The organism is Paenibacillus sp. FSL L8-0470 (assembly GCF_038008625.1).
Taxonomy (GTDB): domain Bacteria; phylum Bacillota; class Bacilli; order Paenibacillales; family Paenibacillaceae; genus Paenibacillus_AQ.
This window is the reverse complement of the sequence record NZ_JBBOZM010000001.1, coordinates 6,557,780-6,576,752: the sequence shown is the minus strand read 5'-3', so window position 1 is coordinate 6,576,752 and position 18,973 is coordinate 6,557,780. Positions and strand designations below refer to the sequence as shown.

Here is an 18,973-nt window from a genome sequence, read left to right as displayed (position 1 = left end):
AGAACATCAAGTAGTCGTCATCCGTATCAGAAAATTACACAGGCCTTACACTTCGAAACGCAACAGTCTGTATAATGGATGATGTAAATTCTATAGCTGCCGCCAAATATTTCACAAAAACAGCAGCAGTTGTATGATTCATCCGCATTGACCTTGCTAAGGAGTGAGTACACATGAGCGCAAGAATAAAAGATGTAGCTAAACGAGCGGGTGTTTCTGTCACCAGTGTGTCCCGAGTTCTGAATAGTGAGAAATATATTAGCCAACATATTCTTGAGAAGGTGAACCAGGCGATCAAGGAATTGAACTACACCCCAAGCCAGATTGCCCGCAGTTTAAAAAAGCAGAAAACCGATACAATTGGTGTCATCGTTCCCGATCTCACGAATTATTTCTGCTCAACTATATTAAGCAGTATTGAGGAAAGTGCCAGCGAATATGGCTACAATCTAATCGTCTGCAATATTGCAGAAAATCTGGATAAGGAATTAAAATATCTGTATGCTGTTCAGGAGATGCGGGTAGACGGAATCATCATCATGCACCAAAAGGTGAACGAACGTATCCTTTCTTTTATAGAAAGTGCTTCTATGCCTATCCTGTTCTCTTGTGTCCGCTCCCCGCTGCCGGACAGGTTCTCTGTGCTGATTAATGACTATCAGGCGGCACTGGATGCCACCGAATATCTGATCGGCCTCGGTCATCGCCAGATTGCCTTCCTGGGTGGGGATCTGGAGGATGTAACGGCAGGCCGTAGTCGCTATCAAGGTTATTTGGATGCCTTAAACAAATCCGGTATTCCGCTCAATCCTAATTTCATCAGGTTTGGCAACTATAAACTCGAAAGCGGACGATTAATGATGCAGGAGATTCTGGAGCAAGGAGAGCGGCCTACTGTTGTTTTTGCTGCCAGTGACGATATGGCAGTAGGTGCCATGAACTGTGCGCTTGATTATGGACTTAGTGTTCCTGAGGATATATCTGTCATGGGATTTGACGACAGTCTGATTGCAGAGGCCGTCAGGCCAATGCTTACTTCTATGCAGCAGCCTGTCCGGGAGCTCGGACGGACTTCGCTTGAATATCTGCACAACTTAATTCAAGAAGGGGAGCAGCCGGACTGTAAAGACATTTATCTGCCGCACCGGATCATGGAGCGGGCAAGCTGTCGAAGAATATAATATGAAACACTGTACATGCAGGTCCGTCTAGGTTGACGGACCTGCTTTTTTTTATATCAATTACGAACAAAACAATCGACTAACTTTAATATAAATCGACTGAAAAGCAGGAGTTCTTTTAACAAGAAATGATTATGCTAGTGAAGAAAAGTTTTCCGGTATCGATACCATATGAGTGATTACGGTGAGAAAGAGGTACAGGCCATGCATAAAGATATCATCACGGTTGAGGGTAAGCTCACTCCGCTTAGTTCTAAAACTCATATTACTTACCAATTCCACTTGGATTACCCCTTGTCTTCACTGGAGATCGATTTCAGGTATGCACCCAAACAGTTTTTAGACAGAGAAGCATCACAGCCGCTTATATTAGAAGCTATCGAGATATACTCCGATCCGGCTTGGGTGGCATTGCATAAGAAGCAATGGGACAATTTCTATCCCTTGCAGAATTTGTTGACATTATCTCTGGATAGCCCCTTGGGCTTCCGCGGCTCAGCACACCGGCATGCTCCAGAGCAGAAGCACATGATCTGCCCGGATGGGAGCAAGACTTCTCCCGGGTTCATCTCAGGGGACATTCCCTCCGGAGTATGGAAGATAACGATCAGCGTGCATTGTGTTGTTACACCCGATTGCCGCTATGAATTATTTGTGAGGGGGACCGGCAGATGAGATGGCTTCCATTTGAGCTTCATACCCATACTCCCCATAGTGATGGGACACATTCTCTACTGGAGATGTGCCGGGCAGCAGCAGAGCTTGGGCTTACAGGCATCGCGCTTACAGATCATAACACCGTATCGGGACTGGCAGATGCTGAAGCTGTCAGCAGGGAGACAGGCATTACTATCATTCCCGGCATGGAATGGACGACGTTTTACGGCCATATGCTGACCCTTGGCGCTCCTTATTGCGAATGGAGGGATCTCGGTCCCTACGATATTCATAAGGGCATCGCTCGTGTTCATGAGCAGGGAGGCATCGTGGGCATTGCCCATCCTTACAGCTTCGGCAGTCCGATCTGTACAGGCTGCCACTGGGATTACACCGTAAGCGACTGGAATCAGATTGATTATATGGAGGTATGGCATGAAACGAACCCTTCCATGAAGAATCATAATGTGCCTGCTTTCAGACAATGGACCGAGCTGCTGAACGAAGGGTACAGGATATCCGCTACAGCCGGTAGGGATTGGCATAGATCCGATTCGGCGGACAAGCTGGCGGCTTACACGTATATTGGCCTTCCCGATGCACCATTGCCGCATTCATTAACTGATATCATTAACGCAATCAGGCAGGGACAGATCTGCCTAAGCATGGGGCCGCTTCTGGAAGTCAGTCTTTCTCTTGGAGCTGACCAATATGGACTTGGGGACGAGGTTCCCTTAGCCATCAGGGAGGACCATCCTGTTGCAGGGATGACTGTACAGATCACACGTTCAAACCAGCCTGAGCGTCCTTGGGGACCGGAGGAGGGCAGCCTGATCATCGTAGATTCTAATTTGGGGGAGCTGGCAAAAGTACCGGCCTTCGGGTATAACGGATTGCCTATTATGCTGACAACCGCAGGATTGCGATGGCTGCGTGTACGGCTGTTTGGCATCATCGACGGAATCCTGACAACCATTGCCTGCACCAATGCGATTTATTTCGCAAGCGGGCAGCGGGATGAAGAATAATTGCAAAGGAGGGATAGCAATGCAATATCCGAAGCTGATCGCCCATGCAGGCTGCGAGGGAACGAGCTACAATTCGCTTGAATCCTGTGAAGCCGGAGTGAAGGCGGGGGCTCCTATTCTAGAAGTGGATGTCAGAGTAACCAAGGATAATGTGGCTGTTCTCCAGCATGATGATGAGCCTTCCGTCCACCAGTTGAATTATGGGCAGCTGCTGGAGACAGGGCAAAAGCCGGAGACGCTGAACCGGGTATTAACACGGTTCAGTCAGTTGCCCGTCGCCTTCAATCTGGATCTCAAAACAGAAGAGGCGGGGTTGGCGGCCATAGCTGATGTAACAGCCACATCTACCTGGAGTCAGGTATGGTTCACAGGGGCCACAGGGCTGATAGCGAATTCCGGATATTCCAGACATGTAATGTGGAATTTACCGAAGGAACTCAGTGAGTTGGACGAAGTAAGCTATCGGCAGCAAACGGCAGAGCTGTGCCATCGAGCGGCTGAAGCGAAGTTCGGCGGTGTGAATATCCAATATGAATGCTGCCGGCCTTATTTGGTTCAGCAGGCCCATCTTCACGGGTTGCAGGTTTGGATCTATACATTACCCTATGATCAGGACTTGTTCTTTAAATATATGGACATGGGCGTAGATGCAGTTACTGTCTATGAGGTGAAGAAGTTTGCAGCGCTGAGAGCTGTTATGCCTGAGGACGGCGGGGCATGAAGAGCAGCGCTCCCGCCCTCACCCTGCTGGAATTGGCCGGACCGCTGTTTCTGAGCCAACTGGTGCAGACGGTTATCTTCACAATCGATACCTTGATGCTTAGCAATTATTCTGATCTTGCCGTTGCAGCCATAGGTACGGTCTCGCAATTGCTCTCTACAATCAATCTGCTGTTCGGATTCGCCACCATAGGGGCCGGAATCATTATGAGTCAATTGAACGGCTCGGGGAAGCGGGCCGAGGCGGCCGATGTCGCCCGGACCGCAATAATAGCGAATCTGCTGCTCGGTGGTATAGCTAGCATAGGACTGTTCTTATTCCCTGAACCGGTCCTGCGCGCCATCTCCTTGCCTGAAGAATTGATGCAGTACGGGACAGTATTTCTATCGGTGACAGGACTTGCCTCCTTTGCCACGGCCTTCATTATGACTGCGGAAATGACCTTGCGCATGAACGGTATGGTCAAGCGGATGCTTCTGCTGTCCTTCGCGATGGTCGCTCTCAATACGTTTGGCAATTATATAATGCTGTATGAACCGTTCGGCCTGCCTTCCTATGGGGTTGAAGGTGTAGCATGGGTGACTTTCGGAAGTAAGCTGGTTGGTGTGGCGTTGGCTGTGTTCCTGTTGATCCGTGCGATGGGCCAAACTCTGTTCAGCGTTAAAGGCATCTTACTCCGACTTGCTGATTTACGGGAAATCTTCAAGCTGGGTATTCCTTCAGCAGGTGAGAATCTCTCCTATTCTGCTTCTCAGGTAGTCATTATGATGATGGTAACGCTTCTCGGGACTACAGCCATCACCACTAAGATATACACACAAACGCTTACCGGATATATTTTCCTGTTATCTGTCTCTATCGGTCAGGCGACTTCGATTATGATTGGTCATCTGATTGGAGCTGGAAAATCGGAGAAGGCGAGTACCACCGGGCTTAGGCATCTGAAAATCGGTCTCTTCCTGAGCTGCTCCGTCAGCCTGTTGCTGTATCTGGTATCCAAGCCACTGATGGGTTTGTTTACGGAGGACAGCAATGTCATTATCATGTCTGCCAACCTGATCCTGCTGTCCGTCCTGCTGGAAGCTGCCCGTGCCTGCAATGTTATTATGATTGCTTCGCTGAATGCCAGCGGTGAAGTGAAATATCCTGTCATTATGGGACTTATTCTGATGTGGGGAGTAAGCGTCCCTGCGGCTTATCTGTTCGGTATCGTATGGGGTTACGGGATATACGGCATTTGGCTGGCTTTTATTATAGATGAATGGATTAGAGCCTACTTCATGCTCCGACGCTGGAAATCAGAGAAGTGGCGGCAAATTCGCTTGTCTGCTATCGATACCAAATACAGAAGCACAGAATTGCAGCCCGATTCCGGAGCTGTCTAACGTTAACTTTACACAATATTTTTATTCTCCAAAATGAATAGTAGGGAGGGATAGTCCCCTTGTCCGACCACATGTCAAAGGCTACACCGCTGGGCGTCTTAAACCAACGTATGCTGCATAAACGCAACAAAATGATCCGGAGGCAGCCTCCGTTTGCCTGGTATCTGTTTCTTCTGCCCACCTTGCTTGGCATTTCGGTGTTCATGATCTACCCGCTGGCTGAGTCGCTGCGGCTCAGCTTCACCAAGGGGGCTGATGAGCGGTTCGTTGGACTGGAGAATTACGTGAGTGTGCTGGAATCAGGCACCTTCTGGTATTCGGTGTACAACACGCTCTACATTACCGTCTTCCAGCTTCTGATTGCCATTCCACTAGGTTTCATCATTGCTTGTCTAATCAACAATTTACGTCGTGGCTCAAACTTCTTCAAGGTGCTGTTCTATCTGCCCAATGTCACTTCTATTGTTGCAGCTGCCACTGTCTTTCTGGCGCTTCTACATCCCGATGGGCCACTCAACTATGTGCTGCAATTGCTCGGTTTCGAGAAGGTAGTCTGGCTGTCACAACCCCTCTCTGCCAAGTGGGGGGCGATCATTCTCTCTGTTTGGCATTGGCTGGGCTTCGTCATCATTATTAATCTGGCCAATTTGCAGGCGATATCAAGCGACTACTATGAAGCGGCTTCTATAGATGGGGCTTCACGTTTCAAACAGTGGCTGTACATCACCCTGCCAAATATGCTTGGAAGTCTGACTGTCCTGTTTATCATTGGCTGGATCGGCGGCTTGCAGCGGTTCTCCGACGCTTATATGCTCGGTGGCTTGCAGGGAAGTCCGGCGCGGTCCTTGCATACTGTTGTAGGGTTTATATTCGAAAGAGGGTTCGGTGGGCATGAATATGGTCTGGCCTCTGCGGCGTCATATATTCTATTCCTCTTTATACTTGCTTTCACTTATATCAATACCAAGGTCACGAAGATGAAAATATAAGGAGGAGACTCGTAACATGTTGAGCGTAACAGGAAAAGGGAAACTGTCGGGCGGATTGCTGTTCCTGCTCCTGCTTGGTATGGGTGTGCTGATGTTGTATCCCTTTCTCTGGATGTTAAGCGTCAGCTTGGAAAGAAGCAGCAACATAGCCGTTCCGTTTCCACCGCGGATCATTCCTGAACAGTTCTCCATATTCAACTATAAACTGGTATTCGAGAATGGGGTTCTGTTCAAGACCTATGCCAATTCAGCTATCATTTCATTGTTCAGTGTCATTCTCAGTGTGTCTTCTGCCCTGCTGGCCGGCTACGCCTTCTCCAGGGGGGAATTCAGAGGCAAGAAATTCCTATTCTTCGCAGTCCTGGCCACCATGATGATTCCGTTCGAGGCCAGACTGATTCCGATGTTCAGTATGTTCAATGATCTCGGTATGATTAATACCAAATATCCCCTGATATTTCCGGCGATCATTAATGCGCTAGGTATTGTGTTGGTGAAGCAGTATTTTGACCGTCTCCCTGAAGGGTTACGTGAATCAGCCAAGATTGATGGGGCCAATGAGTTCACAATCTTTATCCGTATTTTCGCTCCCCTGACCGGACCGATTACAGCAACACTGGCGATTCTGGCCTTCCAGGACAGCTGGAATTCCTTCCTGTGGCCGCTCGTTGTCATCAACGATCAGGATATGAAGACGGTACCGCTATTTCTTTCCAGCTTCTCTTCAGAGAATGGCAACCGGTTGGTGGGGGTTACGATGGCTACAGCGGCAATGAGTATTCTGCCGATCCTGCTTGTGTTTCTCTTTTTACAAAAATACATTATTCGCAGTATTGCCCTTAGCGGCTTGAAGGGAGAGTGATAACTGGAGAATGCGAGGTCACTTCAAGCGACAGGACTGGTAAGCAGGCAAGTGGCAATTTATAAAAAATATAATGGAGTTAGGGGAGCTAACAATGTTTAGTAAATCGACCCTGAAGTTGACAGGAACGCTGCTGCTGGCGTCTACTATGATTCTAAGTGCATGTGGGACAAACGGTAATTCGAACGGGGCAGTGAAGGCCAATAATGAGCCGGCAGAAACTGAAGGCACCAAAAGTGCAGTGGCGGCGAATGAAGCTCTGACAGGAACACTGAAAGTACAACTTGTGGGCGATTTCTCGCTGGAGGACAAGACCGATGCAATCTCAGGCAAAACCTCCAAGGGTGTAAAGGTGCTGAAAGAGGAGTTCGAGAAGCAGTATCCTAACGCAGCTGTCGAGTTTGTACTTATGGGCTGGGATAACTACAACGAGAAGACTCAAACTATGCTTCAATCAGGAGCAGCCGATGTATATCAAGTGCCTGGGATTGCCGCTTTTGCCGAACAAGGTCTGCTGGAGCCGTTGCAGTCCTACATTGATAAAGACAGCTATGATCTGGGGAGTTATCTGAATGGACAGGTGGATGGCTGGAAGGCCATGGGACCGGATGATCAGGAGCTACAGATTTATGGCTTGCCTTTTATCGGCGATGCGCGGGTAATTGTATATGACCGGCAGTTGTTCGATGAATGGGGGGTGGAATATTTGTCCGAGTCTCCGACTATCGAGGAGGTCATGGAGAAAGCCTCCAAGATGACAGGCAAGAACCCCAAAACGGGCGAACAGAACTATGGTCTGACCTTCAAGGGCGCCGATGCTGCCGATACTGTAATGAATATTAATGAATCGCTGGGTGGACAATGGGGCACAGGATTCTTGTGGAAGGATATGAAGCTGAACTTCGAAAGCGAGACCATGGTGAAATCAATCGATTGGTTGAAAGAAGCGATTAAGTATGCACCGGAGGGCGTAATGGCCGGACAAGGCTCTGAAAACTTCCTGACGGAAAATAACAACATTGCGATCAACCTGCGTGAAAGTCCGGGATTTATCAATGGTCTGGCCAACTTTGGGCTTGAAGACCGCTACGAGGCGGCCTTGCTGTTCAAAAATCAGGATACAGGTATGGGCGGCATGTTCGCCGGAAGCCCGTTCGCAATTGGAGCATCCAGCAGCAAAAAAGACCTGGCTTGGGAATGGTTGAAATTCAGCGGCAGCGAGTTCTTCCAGCAATATATGTGGGATGAACAGCGTTCGCAGAGTATGCCAGTCATCAAGGCAGCTGAGAAATGGCCTTCTGTTCAGGAGATTGGACAAATGGACATTATTCTGAAGCAAATGGGCCAGCTGTGGACACCACGTTATCCATACCGCTCCGGTCAACCGCGCTATATTCTGTCAGAGAATGTAGAACGTGTTCTGTTAGGTGAACTAGGTGCGGCCGAAGGAATGAAGAAGGCTCAGGAGGAAGGCACTAAATGGTTGGCCGATCAGCAGTAATGCTATGATGTAGACTATAGAGAAGTCTTGCCCTGGCAAAATGTAACTGACTAATGTATTCATACGGAAAATGTGCCGGCATAAGGCGATACCTAATTCGATAGGGAGTTGTCCATAAAGCATGAATGGGCTGCTTGGGACAGCTCTATTTTTTACACGGATTGATGTGTGTGCTTAGGTGGGCACTTCGCAAATGGACCGTTGTTCCAAGCGCATTATTCTATGATTTTCCAAACGATCGTCGCAGGACAAGAACGTAGTCCCATAAGAACCCGCGCCCAGCGCGGTTTTTCTGTTTTATGCCGAAAATGGACAAGAACATGATTAGACATTCGTTTGTCGAAGACACCGGATATATTTGAATTGCATAAGAAGAGGACGATAATTATGAAAGTCCGCTGCTATAGAGAAATAGGCGAGTTGATTCTTCTTAATAGAGAAAAACACGGCTTAACTTTCAAAATATTGTAAAATCAAAATTAGTATAGTAACCTATTTGTATAATATTCCCACTAAAGAATATTATATTGTTTTATTCTATTTAGGAGGTGAGAAAATGAAGAAAAAATTTCTAGCTATCGTTTTTGCATTCGTTATGTGTGCATCAGTATCTAGTACTGCTCTAGCCGATGGTAGAGGAGGTGGCAAAGACCTTCCTGGTGGCAATCCTCCTCCTCCTCCAGCCTATTGCCCTAACGGAATTCATGGGCCTTGTTATTTGCCTTAGAGAAATTTATGCACCTTAGATATTGCCTGATTAATGCAATGATTTGGCGGGAGAATTCCTCCCGTCACTTCATTTCTAAGACGGCCACTTTGTTAATACAACTCCCTAATATAACTCCAAAGATTCTTACTTAAAAAGCGAATATTAGGGGGAGTGTGTCAAATAGTTTATTATACTCCGGTCTAATACTTTATTTTCTCCATACACTTGTCTGGGGTATAGAAACAACATAGTTATGAAACAGACATTAAGGTTATGAAGTTGTCTGATAATAAAAGTTGGCACAACAACCCAGACATCATAAGCCGTCCTGAAATCTCAGGACAGCTTTATTTTTTTAATGGAGACTAAGAGCAAATTGTTGAACAATTATTATTGTTTGGTGATAAAAAAGTTGGATGCTTCGCAGCCTTCTTTTTGCTTCCTCTCAGATATCATGGCGCGATTACGGAGTATTGAATCGTTTTGCAACGGCCCCCCTGTTCCGTGTAAGATAATATGGAGGGGGCTTGTCATTATGACGGTAGGGCTCCGTTCAACGGAAACCTTTCTTTAATGATAAAAAGTTCGGTGAAACGTTAAAGCGAATTTGGCAAGAAAAGCTTCAGCTTGCGCAGGGTCATTCCTCACGGAGCGGGCTTCGAATAGAGGTGAATGAATATTGCCGACGATTATGGTAGTGGATGACGACGCCCTTGTCCGCGAACTGGCAGGGCTGTTATTAAGAGACGAAGGTATGGACGTCGTAGAGAAAACGGATGGTCTCGAAGCCTGGGATTATTACTTGCATCATTCCGTCGATTTAATCATTTTGGATATTATGATGCCCGGCATGGACGGTTGGGAGCTGTGCAGAAAGCTGCGGGAGGCCGGGGACAAGCCGATGCTGATGGTCACGGCCAAAAAGGAGTCGCTGGACAAAGTCAAAGGCTTTCGATTGGGGACGGACGATTATTTGACCAAACCTTTTGATCCGATGGAGATGGTTATGCGGGTCAAGGCACTGCTTAAAAGGTATCGGATCGCTACCTCCCATATCGTGAAGCTCGGTCGAGTCATTCTCGATAAAACGAGCTACCAGGTTCACTTTTCCGATACGGGCGAAGAATGGGCTCTTCCTTTAAAAGAATTTGAGCTGCTTTACAAACTGGCCAGTTATCCCGGGCAAATTTTTACGCGCGACATGCTGATCCGCGACATCTGGGGTTACGCGTACAACGGGGATGAACGCACCGTGGACACGCATGTCAAACGTCTGCGCGACAAGTTTGAGCAGTATGCCGAAGATTTCCGCATCGTAACGATGCGCGGCATGGGCTACCGTCTGGAGGCGTATCATGATTAACTCGCTCTATGCCCGCGTCGTGTTCACGTTTCTGGGAGTCGTCATAGTCAGCCTGCTCTCGGTTTTATTCGTTCAAAGCTATTTCTACAAAGGCCATATCGAAGCGACAGTGGAAGAGAAGATGATTGGCAATGCCCAAATGATCATTCAATTATATAAGAAATTGGCTCCGAAGGATGCGAAGGCTTTCGTGGAAGTAAGCAATTCTATGCCCTTTTATAAGATACGATTTTATGACAGCGCTGGAACGCTGCTGAACCCGGGGAGCGCTGCTCCAGACCGGCAGAAGGATCAAACTTATCTGCAGCAAGTGCTTAAGCAAAACAAAATTTATCACAACGGGTCCAGCGATGATGACGAGATTACGGTTGGCCTGCCTTTTGCGCTGAACGGTTCGCCGCACGTCTTGTTGGTTACGACTCAGACCAGTTTTGTCCTCGACGAAATCGATTCCTTGATCCGGTATCAGCAGCTGTTTACTCTCGGTTTGGGAAGTATTCTGGTGTTGATCGCTGCGCGGTATATGGTCAGGCCCCTTCGGAAGCTGACGCATGCAACGCAAAGAATGGCCAGGGGTGATTTTAACGTTGGCCTGTCTACCAAACGTCGTGACGAAATTGGACAGCTTACCCTAAGCTTTAACGCGATGGCGGCTGAATTGGGAAGGCTGGATATGCTCCGTCGGCGGTTTGTTTCCGATGTATCCCACGAAATCCAATCTCCTCTAACGTCGATCAAAGGATATACCCGTGTGCTGAAGATCAAGTCCATGGACGAGAAAACCCGTATGCGGATGTTGAATATTATCGACGAGGAGAGCGACAGGCTGTCCCGGCTGTGCGACGATCTGCTGGAATTGACCAGCCTGGAGCACGAGCATGCAAAGCCCGCCCCGCAAAAGTTTTGTCTCGACGAGCAACTGCGTAAAGCTGTCATTCGCCTGGAACCGCAATGGTCTGCCCGCAATCTGGATATGCAGCTAATGCTGGAACCGATAACCATTGTGGCGGATGAAGACAAGATGAATCAGGTGTGGAACAACTTGCTTGGCAATTGCATCAAATTTACCGCCGATCATGGAAAGATAATGGTGGAGTCCTTCAAGAAAGGCGAAAGCGCAGTCGTCCGAATGACGGACAATGGAATCGGCATACCTGAGGAGGAAATCAGCCAAATTTTCAAACCGTTCTACAAAGTGGATAAAGCGAGAAACCGCAATGTTAGCGGCAACGGAATCGGTCTTTCCATCGTCAAGCGAATTGTCGATCTTCATCATGGAAAAATTGAAGTGTCCAGCAGATTGGGGGGCGGAACCTCCTTCTCGATCACACTTCCCCTCGAAGATACAAAGCCCGAATTGTAATCCTCCGTTCAAACTGAGGACAAATTCGGGCTTTATACTATCCTCGAAAGCCAATTTTATATATTTTGATCAGAAGGAGGACCAAAAATGAAAGTATTGATTGCCATCTTGACCCTCCTGACATTCAGCATGTCGGGAACCTATGTCCAGGCGAAGGAGAACCGGAAGCAGCCGCCCCCCGCAACCGCAGCCGCCGAACGCCAGCTTTGGCAATCGAAAGGGTATGGCCATATAATCGAAATAGAAGGCCAATCCGTTAAGGTCTACAGCTACACCAAGGACAGCTTGGTACCGTTCGGGAAAGGGAATATCGATAACAACGGCGACATTTATATTAATGAAATTTACGACAACACCAAATCCCTGGAGCAATTTAATGCCCCACGATTTCCGATGGGCCGCTTCGTTAACGGCAGCTTGACCGATGGCTTGGGGTACGTGCAGCATCTCACACGGATCGATAATCTTCCCAAGGTGAAGTATAACGGATTCAGCAATGATCCCGTACAAAATTTTGAAGTATTCTGGCAATCCTTTGAAGAGAATTTCAGTTTCTTTCCGCTCGTCAAAGTGAATTGGAAAGAGGTGTACAAAGAGTATCGGCCCAAAGTTGGCGCCGCTACCTCCGAGAAGGAACTGGAGGACATTTTGACGCAAATGTTTCAAAAGCTGAACGACGGACACAGCGTCATATTCGGTAAAAAGGGTATGATCTTCTCCAAGTCCAAAGTTGAGCGAGAGGAATTTTTCGAAGCCAATTCGAAGTCGATGCAACGAAACGTCGAAGACGGATATATAAAAGGGGCGGTAAAGAGCAAGCTCGACGGGCGCATTGTTTATGGCCAAACGAAAAGCGGCGACGCTTACATCAAGCTGATTGGTTTTGACGAGTCCGATCCGCAGAAAGTTGACCAAGCGCTGGCGGAAATGGTGCAGGATCTGGCGAACTGCCGCAACTTTATGATCGATATGCGCTTTAATGAGGGGGGCGAGGACTTCTTCGGGTTAAAAATAGCCGGCTTGTTTGCCGAGAAACGCAAGCTGGCGTATGCCAAACAGGCCCGAACAGGCGGATACGAGCAATTCTCCAAGCCTACGCAGGTATATATCGAACCGGGAGCAAAGCAGTTTTCAGCTGACAATATTGTGGTGCTGACCAGTCCGCTAACGGTAAGCGCCGGCGAGACAGGGACGATGGCCTTAAAAGCATTGGACAAAGTAACGGTTATCGGGGAAAAGACGTGCGGATACTTTTCGGACATGCTGCTTAGACTGTTGCCGAACAAACAGTTATTCTCCCTGAGCAACGAACGCTATACATCGCCTGACGGCACTAATTACGAGCAGCGCGGCCTGCCGCCGGACGAAAAGATCATGATCAAGCAAGCCGATATTGATGCCGGCAAGGACCCGGTGATGAACCGAGCTTTGGAATTGCTTAAAAAGAAGCTATAAGGGATATCCCTTTCACTCATCGGGACTCCTCCAATGGGATAAAATACAAGCCCCTGGCAAATGTAAATGCCGGGGGTTTTTGGGCGTTCATTCCGCAAAATCACCGGTCATCATGCGAAATTACCTGGGCCCTTTCTAGAGGATCACAAAGCGCGCCTTGTATTGGTTTCTTACCCCCGTATAGTCCGAATTGAACCTGGTGGAGGGACTTTGGAAATGTGCCTCAGAAAACGCTGATTTGTTGTAGACTGAGAAGGATTTAGCTAAGAGGCAGCTATAATTCTAATATACATTTACATTACGAATAATCCGAAGATATACTAATTGCAGTGGATATATCATCCAATTTGTTCTTAATCAATGAAAGATCACTAAATTATAAAGAGGGGTTGCATTAAACTGAGCTTGTTTGTTTATGCGGTCACAAGCTAATTTTGTACAGCCCTGTTCCTTTGCCCGATCGGGAGTGGTTTCATAATTACTCCTTCCATTGATCGATATGATGTATTATGGCGTCATATAAAAATTCGGCTAAATCTTCATCGCTATGTTCGAGATAATAATTTGAAATCCCGAGGGTGATCCTATTAAAATTTCCATCGAAGAAATCAGCAGAGATCAAGAAGAGGAGATCCGCATCAGGTGTCATGAAGTGGATGACGAAATAAACGAGATTGTAAATAAGCTGACAACAGAAGCTCTCGTTATACTGGGATATCAGGATGACAGTGTGAGCCGTATTAATCTCAGTGATATCTATTATTTCGAGGCCGTTGACGGAAAGGTGTTTGTGTACAGCAAGAACAAGGTGTATGAAGTCAAACAAAAGCTGTATGAGCTAGAGGAATTATGCAGTGAAAAGAACTGTTTTCGTGCATCCAAATCTACGATTTTGAATATTGCCAGGATTGCAAGTATTCATCCGTCTATAAGCGGCCGGTTCGTAGCATTGCTTGATAATGGGGAACGTGTAGTTATCTCAAGACAGTATGTACCTGTGCTCAAAAACAGACTTGGATTATAAGGGGGATCGACATGAGGTTTTCTGAATTTGTAAAAGAGACCATTAGGGAGTTCTTGATGATCTTCGCATCCGTAGTCATTATAATTACAATTTTACGGCAAATTTTTGCTCCCGATATAGCCTTTGATCTGAAGTCGATATATATCCTTATGGCCTTTTCATTTTTGAGTGCATTAACGGGAATTATTTTGTATGCTCCTCATGGGATAAGTGAGAAGAGAATGCGTGTCCGAATTGTCGTCCATTTCTTCACCTTAGAGTTCCTTTTGATTTCTCTTGGCAGCTTAATTGGTGCTGTAAGTAGTGTATCCGGCGCACTCACTCTTGCAATCGAAATTGCAGTGGTTTATGCCATAGTTCGTCTATTGTCCTATGAGAATGATAAAAAGGAAGCAAACAGGATCAACGAAAGACTAAAGGCAGTTAAGAAAGGAACTTACGAGTAGTCTATACAATCATAAAGCAGCATTTAAGGCTCTTTAAAAGAAGGCGGTAAGCTCTATGCTTACTGCTTTTTTGCATCTTATTGGTTCGTGGATACAGCTTATCGTTTTTCTATATACACCCTTTTCGCAGTTTTTTATGATGAGTTCATTAGAATATCTAGAGTTGAAAATCCTATTCGGGATTTATGAAATTGATTTTCATTTACTATTAAGTGGGGGTAGAACATGACGACCTGTATTATGGAGGATGTGCGTACGATAATCGAAGTTTCAGACGTGGTCAAAAAATACAATAATCTCGATGTGATGAAAGGGGTTAATCTGAGCATACGTGAAGGTGAGATATTTGGGTTGCTAGGACCTAATGGGGCTGGGAAGTCTACGTTGATGAATACTATATTAGGACTTTTACGTTTTAACAGTGGCTCAGTGAAGATATTCGGCAAAGACTTTTCAACACATGCAACAGAAATTAAACGTGAAATTGGTTACGTTCCTCAGGAAATTGCTGTATTTGAAACGTTAAATGCGATAGATAATGTCACTTATTGGGGCGGATTGTATGGTCTGCGAGGAAATGAGTTAGCACAACTGGTTAAGAAGGCACTGGAGTTTACTGGTCTGTGGGACAGAAGGAAATCGAAAGTGAGCACCTTTTCAGGCGGCATGAAGCGAAGGCTCAATATTACTTGTGCGATTGTGCATAAACCGCGTGTTCTATTTATGGACGAACCGACGGTTGGGGTTGATCCGCAAACACGCAATCATATCTTGGAATCTATCCGTTTAATGAACAAAGAAGGCACGACGGTCATTTATACGACTCACTATATGGAAGAGATTGAAGCAATTTGTGACCGTGTTGCTATCATGGATTTTGGTCAGTTAATTGCACTTGGGACAATTGACGAATTAATCGCAGACCATATCCACGAACAGTGCCTAAGATTGGAACTCACTGCTAATACAGCGGAAGCTGTCAAATTAATCGAGTCCTTTGATGGAGTATTGTCCTTTAGTGTTAACAAAGAGATATTAGAAATTAAACTAGACAAAGATGACAGTTGTATTCCTCTTATATTGGAACAATTAATCAAGCAACACTTTAATATAAAATATATGGCAGTAGAAAAACCGGATTTGGAAACTGTTTTCCTCCAATTAACAGGTAAAAAGTTGCGTGATTAATTCGGAAAAGAGGATATGCAATGAGTATTTTGTTCCAGATGTTCTATACGGTTAAACGGATGATCATGAATCCAAAAGCAATTTTGATTAATCTGCTTACCTATGCCATCATTATTCTCATTTTGGGTTCGGTATTCGGTAGTACATATGATATACAAAGGTCATTGGGGAAGGTCACAATAGCTTATGCAAACCTTGATTCAGGCAGGTATGGCGCTATTTTTGATGCTGTTTTACATTCAAATGATGTTACTCAGCTTGCGGAACTAAAGCCGGTTAAGTCATTAGATGATGGAAAAGTTCTTATTAAAAAGGATAAAGCAGATGCCATTATTTATATTCCTGATAATTTCTCTGACGATAGAGATCTCCCCCATGTCGTCAATGTCTACTTATCAACAGATTATGGTGTACCTACGCTGGTTGTTAAGAACATTGTAAGTAGTCTAACCAATTTGATGAATACGTCTAGCGTTATTTACAACATAACAGGACAAACAGAAGTTGATGCGATGGGTTCCGAGCCGCAGAAGAATAATGAAGAGAATGTAAAAGAACAATCCTTAACAAGCTCAAGTTCAAATTCAAGTTCGCAGGCGACGACTGCGATGGGGTATTACAGCATAGCGATGATACTGATGCTGTTATTATACGGGCAAGAATACGGGATTTTTATGGCGGCTGAAGACTACTTGGGCACTTTAGGTAAACGAATGCGCTTGTCTGCTGTGAAACCGTATGTACAATATATTGGCAAAGGACTTGGTTTATCATTGGTGACATTTTTCCAAGGGGTCATCTTACTCTTGCTTACAAAGTACGTATATGGCGTGGATTGGGGAAACCATATTATAGTTGTACTTCTTACTTTGTTTATATTATCCATACTCGTTACACTACTTGGGATGATGCTGGTTATTATTACACGTAGCATTCAAAAAGCACAATCATTATCCAATTTTATAACGCTTGGGGGGACTTTCATCGTTGGCGGTTTTGTAATCGTGGACTTTGGATCACTTGCCTATCTATCACCAAGCTATTACGCTAAGACTGCTCTTTTCAATGTTGTATATGGGAATCAAGTGGAACAGGCACTTATTAATATAGGCGTAATGATATTGATTTGTGTCGGATTTGTGCTTGTAAGCCTGGTTGCTTCGAGGAGGACGGCAGAATGACAATATTTCTTAATTGTATTAGACGTGTTTTCCAGAAGGGTTGGAGTTTGTTGTTTATTTTTGTTATACCGATTTTACTGATTGTCTTTTTGATTGTGGTGACATCTCAGGAAGTTCAATATGAAGTTGGGATAATAGATGAAGACAATACCTTGTTTACTCAAGGTTTTATAGAACAATTGAAGGGGCAGTACGAGATTATCAATCTGACGAGTAATGATGATGTCAAAGGAATGGTTATTAATTCAGAACTAGACGGCGGGTTGCTTTTTCAGCAGGGCTTCACCGAAAGCCTGTTGAATGGTGAGGACGTCTCTGTATTAATCTATGACTTAGCAGGTACTGACATCTTTGGTCCTGTAAAAGTGTATGTGTCAAGCTATGTATCTTCTGCAAAACAAATTGCAAGAGCGTCTGGAGGTGATCAGGAAATTTTTTACCAAGGCATGGACCTTTACAAAAACAGTGCGTTCAACGTTACATATGAAAGTGCACTTAATTATGCAGGCTCAGAACGAGACGTCAGCAATGCGGTAGAATCATTAGGGTTTATTGCTTTTGGTATGGTATTTCTCATGACATTCTCCTCCAGTATAATCCTGCAGGATAAATTATCAGGTGTGTATGATCGTATTGCAGTTACGCCCGTTTCAAGATTAAGCTATCTCCTACAAAACATGCTGGCATGTTTTGTGATCGCTGCTATTCAATCAGTACTGTTACTGAGCATTATATCTAGCATAGTAGATTTTTCATTTGGGCAGACCTCTGAGGAGAAACAAGAAGTGTTGCTCGTGTGCTTGGCTTTCTCTCTTGTTTGTGTCGCCCTAGGTGTAGCAATCAGCAGATTCTCGAACACCCGCCTAATGGCTGGTTCGCTTTCGACTTTAATTTACTTTCCTATGCTAATGCTTGGGGGTTGTTTTTGGCCGCGGGAGATTATGCCTAAATTTGCGCAGCAGATCGGAGATTTTTTTCCGACGGCATGGTTTTTGCAGGCAGGTAGAGATGTTATAGCCGGGAAAGGTATTGCTGCTGCCTCACAGCAACTGATATATATGCTTAGCTTTGCAGCTCTACTTATATTTGTTTCCTTTATCGTAAAAAATGAAAAGGTAAGGACGTGATATGAACATAGAGAAACAATTTTGATAGATCAATAAAGTGCTGATGCTGTCAGAATTGTGCGTAAACGGGGAGAGTTGATGCATATTATAATCGGAAAAGAGGTTTTGAATCAATGAATAACAATATTATTTGGGGGATAGTATTATTAGCGCTGAGTTTGTTTTTTAAGCCATTATTGGCGATGGTGGGGCTGAATGAAAAGTTGTTAGGATTGTACTGGCAAGGTGAAACTGTGTTTTCATTGAGTCCATTCTTAGTTCGGATTATTCTTGCAATAATTGGGATTATCATGCTTATCATCGGTGGTATGCAAGCTGCAAAGCAGAAGAATACATAGTGAATTCTAGTGGTTCCACACTTTCTTTTTTACGCGTTTATCAAATGTCCCGAAAATTCTAATAAAATCAACAAAATTAGTTTACCTATGTCCCACAAAGTTCCCACTGAGCACTTAAAGTTTGCCGCGATCATTTTGTGCTCAAATGGGGTATCAAATAAAGTCCAAAAAAAGAAGGGCCTGTGCACAATATCTGCAGGCTCTTCTTTTTTTTGGGCGGACGGCGCAGCCGTTTCAGCTTGTACCATTGACATTATAGGAGGCAAAAGATAAGATACAGGTTATTATTCGTAATAATTACTATTAAATATCGAGGTGGTTGTAGAATCTTCATAAACAGCAGCTTCAATTCATGATTAGGATTCAGGCCGGCAGTACAAAGCAGCCCGATTTTGGGCTATAATGAGAATAGTTCTCAATTAAAAAATGATGCGTTGTATATATGAAAGAGGTGA

The 18,973-nt window shown here is 45.3% G+C and carries 18 protein-coding genes; 17 read left to right on the top strand and 1 reads right to left on the bottom strand.

The annotated features are described in order from the left end of the window. The first annotated feature begins 173 nt into the window (after positions 1 to 173). From NST99_RS29920 to NST99_RS29840, 17 genes are all read left to right on the top strand, one after another. The gene (locus tag NST99_RS29920) at positions 174 to 1,181 is read left to right on the top strand and encodes a LacI family DNA-binding transcriptional regulator (RefSeq protein ID WP_341096573.1); all 1,008 of its coding nucleotides are present in this window, start codon (positions 174 to 176) and stop codon (positions 1,179 to 1,181) included. A gap of 171 nt (positions 1,182 to 1,352) precedes the next feature. Further along, positions 1,353 to 1,856 carry a hypothetical protein gene (locus NST99_RS29915; protein WP_341096571.1) on the top strand — a complete coding sequence of 168 codons (504 nt, stop codon included), beginning with the start codon at positions 1,353 to 1,355 and terminating at the stop codon, positions 1,854 to 1,856. After that, positions 1,853 to 2,866 (top strand): CehA/McbA family metallohydrolase, encoded by a 1,014-nt coding sequence (locus NST99_RS29910; protein ID WP_341096570.1) that lies wholly within the window; start codon positions 1,853 to 1,855, stop codon positions 2,864 to 2,866. The genes NST99_RS29915 and NST99_RS29910 overlap by 4 nt, the downstream gene beginning before the upstream one ends. A gap of 19 nt (positions 2,867 to 2,885) precedes the next feature. Further along, positions 2,886 to 3,587, top strand: coding sequence for a glycerophosphodiester phosphodiesterase (locus NST99_RS29905; RefSeq protein WP_341096569.1), 702 nt, complete (start codon positions 2,886 to 2,888; stop codon positions 3,585 to 3,587). After that, the gene (locus NST99_RS29900) at positions 3,584 to 4,972 is read left to right on the top strand and encodes an MATE family efflux transporter (RefSeq protein WP_341096567.1); all 1,389 of its coding nucleotides are present in this window, start codon (positions 3,584 to 3,586) and stop codon (positions 4,970 to 4,972) included. Before NST99_RS29905 ends, NST99_RS29900 begins: the two co-directional genes overlap by 4 nt. A gap of 59 nt (positions 4,973 to 5,031) precedes the next feature. Beyond that, positions 5,032 to 5,961 carry a carbohydrate ABC transporter permease gene (locus tag NST99_RS29895; protein WP_341096565.1) on the top strand — a complete coding sequence of 310 codons (930 nt, stop codon included), beginning with the start codon at positions 5,032 to 5,034 and terminating at the stop codon, positions 5,959 to 5,961. 16 nt (positions 5,962 to 5,977) lie between these two features. After that, complete coding sequence (locus NST99_RS29890) at positions 5,978 to 6,823, top strand: carbohydrate ABC transporter permease (RefSeq protein ID WP_341096563.1); 846 nt, start codon at positions 5,978 to 5,980, stop codon at positions 6,821 to 6,823. Between the two features lie 94 nt (positions 6,824 to 6,917). Further along, positions 6,918 to 8,324, top strand: a complete 1,407-nt coding sequence (locus NST99_RS29885; RefSeq protein WP_341096561.1) for an extracellular solute-binding protein — start codon at positions 6,918 to 6,920, stop codon at positions 8,322 to 8,324. A 1,388-nt stretch (positions 8,325 to 9,712) separates the two neighbouring features. Beyond that, positions 9,713 to 10,396 (top strand): response regulator transcription factor, encoded by a 684-nt coding sequence (locus NST99_RS29880; protein WP_341096559.1) that lies wholly within the window; start codon positions 9,713 to 9,715, stop codon positions 10,394 to 10,396. Next, positions 10,389 to 11,759, top strand: coding sequence for a sensor histidine kinase (locus NST99_RS29875; RefSeq protein ID WP_341096558.1), 1,371 nt, complete (start codon positions 10,389 to 10,391; stop codon positions 11,757 to 11,759). The genes NST99_RS29880 and NST99_RS29875 overlap by 8 nt, the downstream gene beginning before the upstream one ends. 87 nt (positions 11,760 to 11,846) lie before the next feature. Further along, complete coding sequence (locus NST99_RS29870; RefSeq protein ID WP_341096557.1) at positions 11,847 to 13,214, top strand: S41 family peptidase; 1,368 nt, start codon at positions 11,847 to 11,849, stop codon at positions 13,212 to 13,214. A 652-nt stretch (positions 13,215 to 13,866) separates the two neighbouring features. After that, a complete protein-coding gene (locus NST99_RS29865; protein ID WP_256718263.1) occupies positions 13,867 to 14,238 on the top strand; it encodes a LytTR family DNA-binding domain-containing protein in 372 nt (123 codons plus the stop codon). Positions 14,239 to 14,249: 11 nt separating this feature from the next. Next, on the top strand, positions 14,250 to 14,684 hold the full coding sequence (locus NST99_RS29860) for a DUF3021 family protein (protein ID WP_341096556.1): 435 nt from the start codon (positions 14,250 to 14,252) through the stop codon (positions 14,682 to 14,684). 225 nt (positions 14,685 to 14,909) lie between these two features. Beyond that, positions 14,910 to 15,872, top strand: a complete 963-nt coding sequence (locus tag NST99_RS29855; RefSeq protein WP_341096555.1) for an ABC transporter ATP-binding protein — start codon at positions 14,910 to 14,912, stop codon at positions 15,870 to 15,872. A gap of 20 nt (positions 15,873 to 15,892) precedes the next feature. After that, entirely contained in the window at positions 15,893 to 17,053 is a 1,161-nt protein-coding gene (locus NST99_RS29850) for an ABC transporter permease (RefSeq protein ID WP_341096554.1), read from the top strand. Continuing rightward, positions 17,050 to 18,180: an ABC transporter permease gene (locus NST99_RS29845; RefSeq protein ID WP_341096551.1), complete on the top strand. Its 1,131-nt coding sequence runs from the start codon at positions 17,050 to 17,052 to the stop codon at positions 18,178 to 18,180. The genes NST99_RS29850 and NST99_RS29845 overlap by 4 nt, the downstream gene beginning before the upstream one ends. A gap of 113 nt (positions 18,181 to 18,293) precedes the next feature. Next, positions 18,294 to 18,518, top strand: a complete 225-nt coding sequence (locus tag NST99_RS29840; protein ID WP_341096550.1) for a hypothetical protein — start codon at positions 18,294 to 18,296, stop codon at positions 18,516 to 18,518. A gap of 29 nt (positions 18,519 to 18,547) precedes the next feature. Here the strand turns inward: NST99_RS29840 and NST99_RS29835 are convergent, their stop codons facing one another. Further along, positions 18,548 to 18,772: a hypothetical protein gene (locus tag NST99_RS29835; protein WP_341096549.1), complete on the bottom strand. Its 225-nt coding sequence runs from the start codon at positions 18,770 to 18,772 to the stop codon at positions 18,548 to 18,550. Between the last annotated feature and the right edge of the window lie 201 nt (positions 18,773 to 18,973).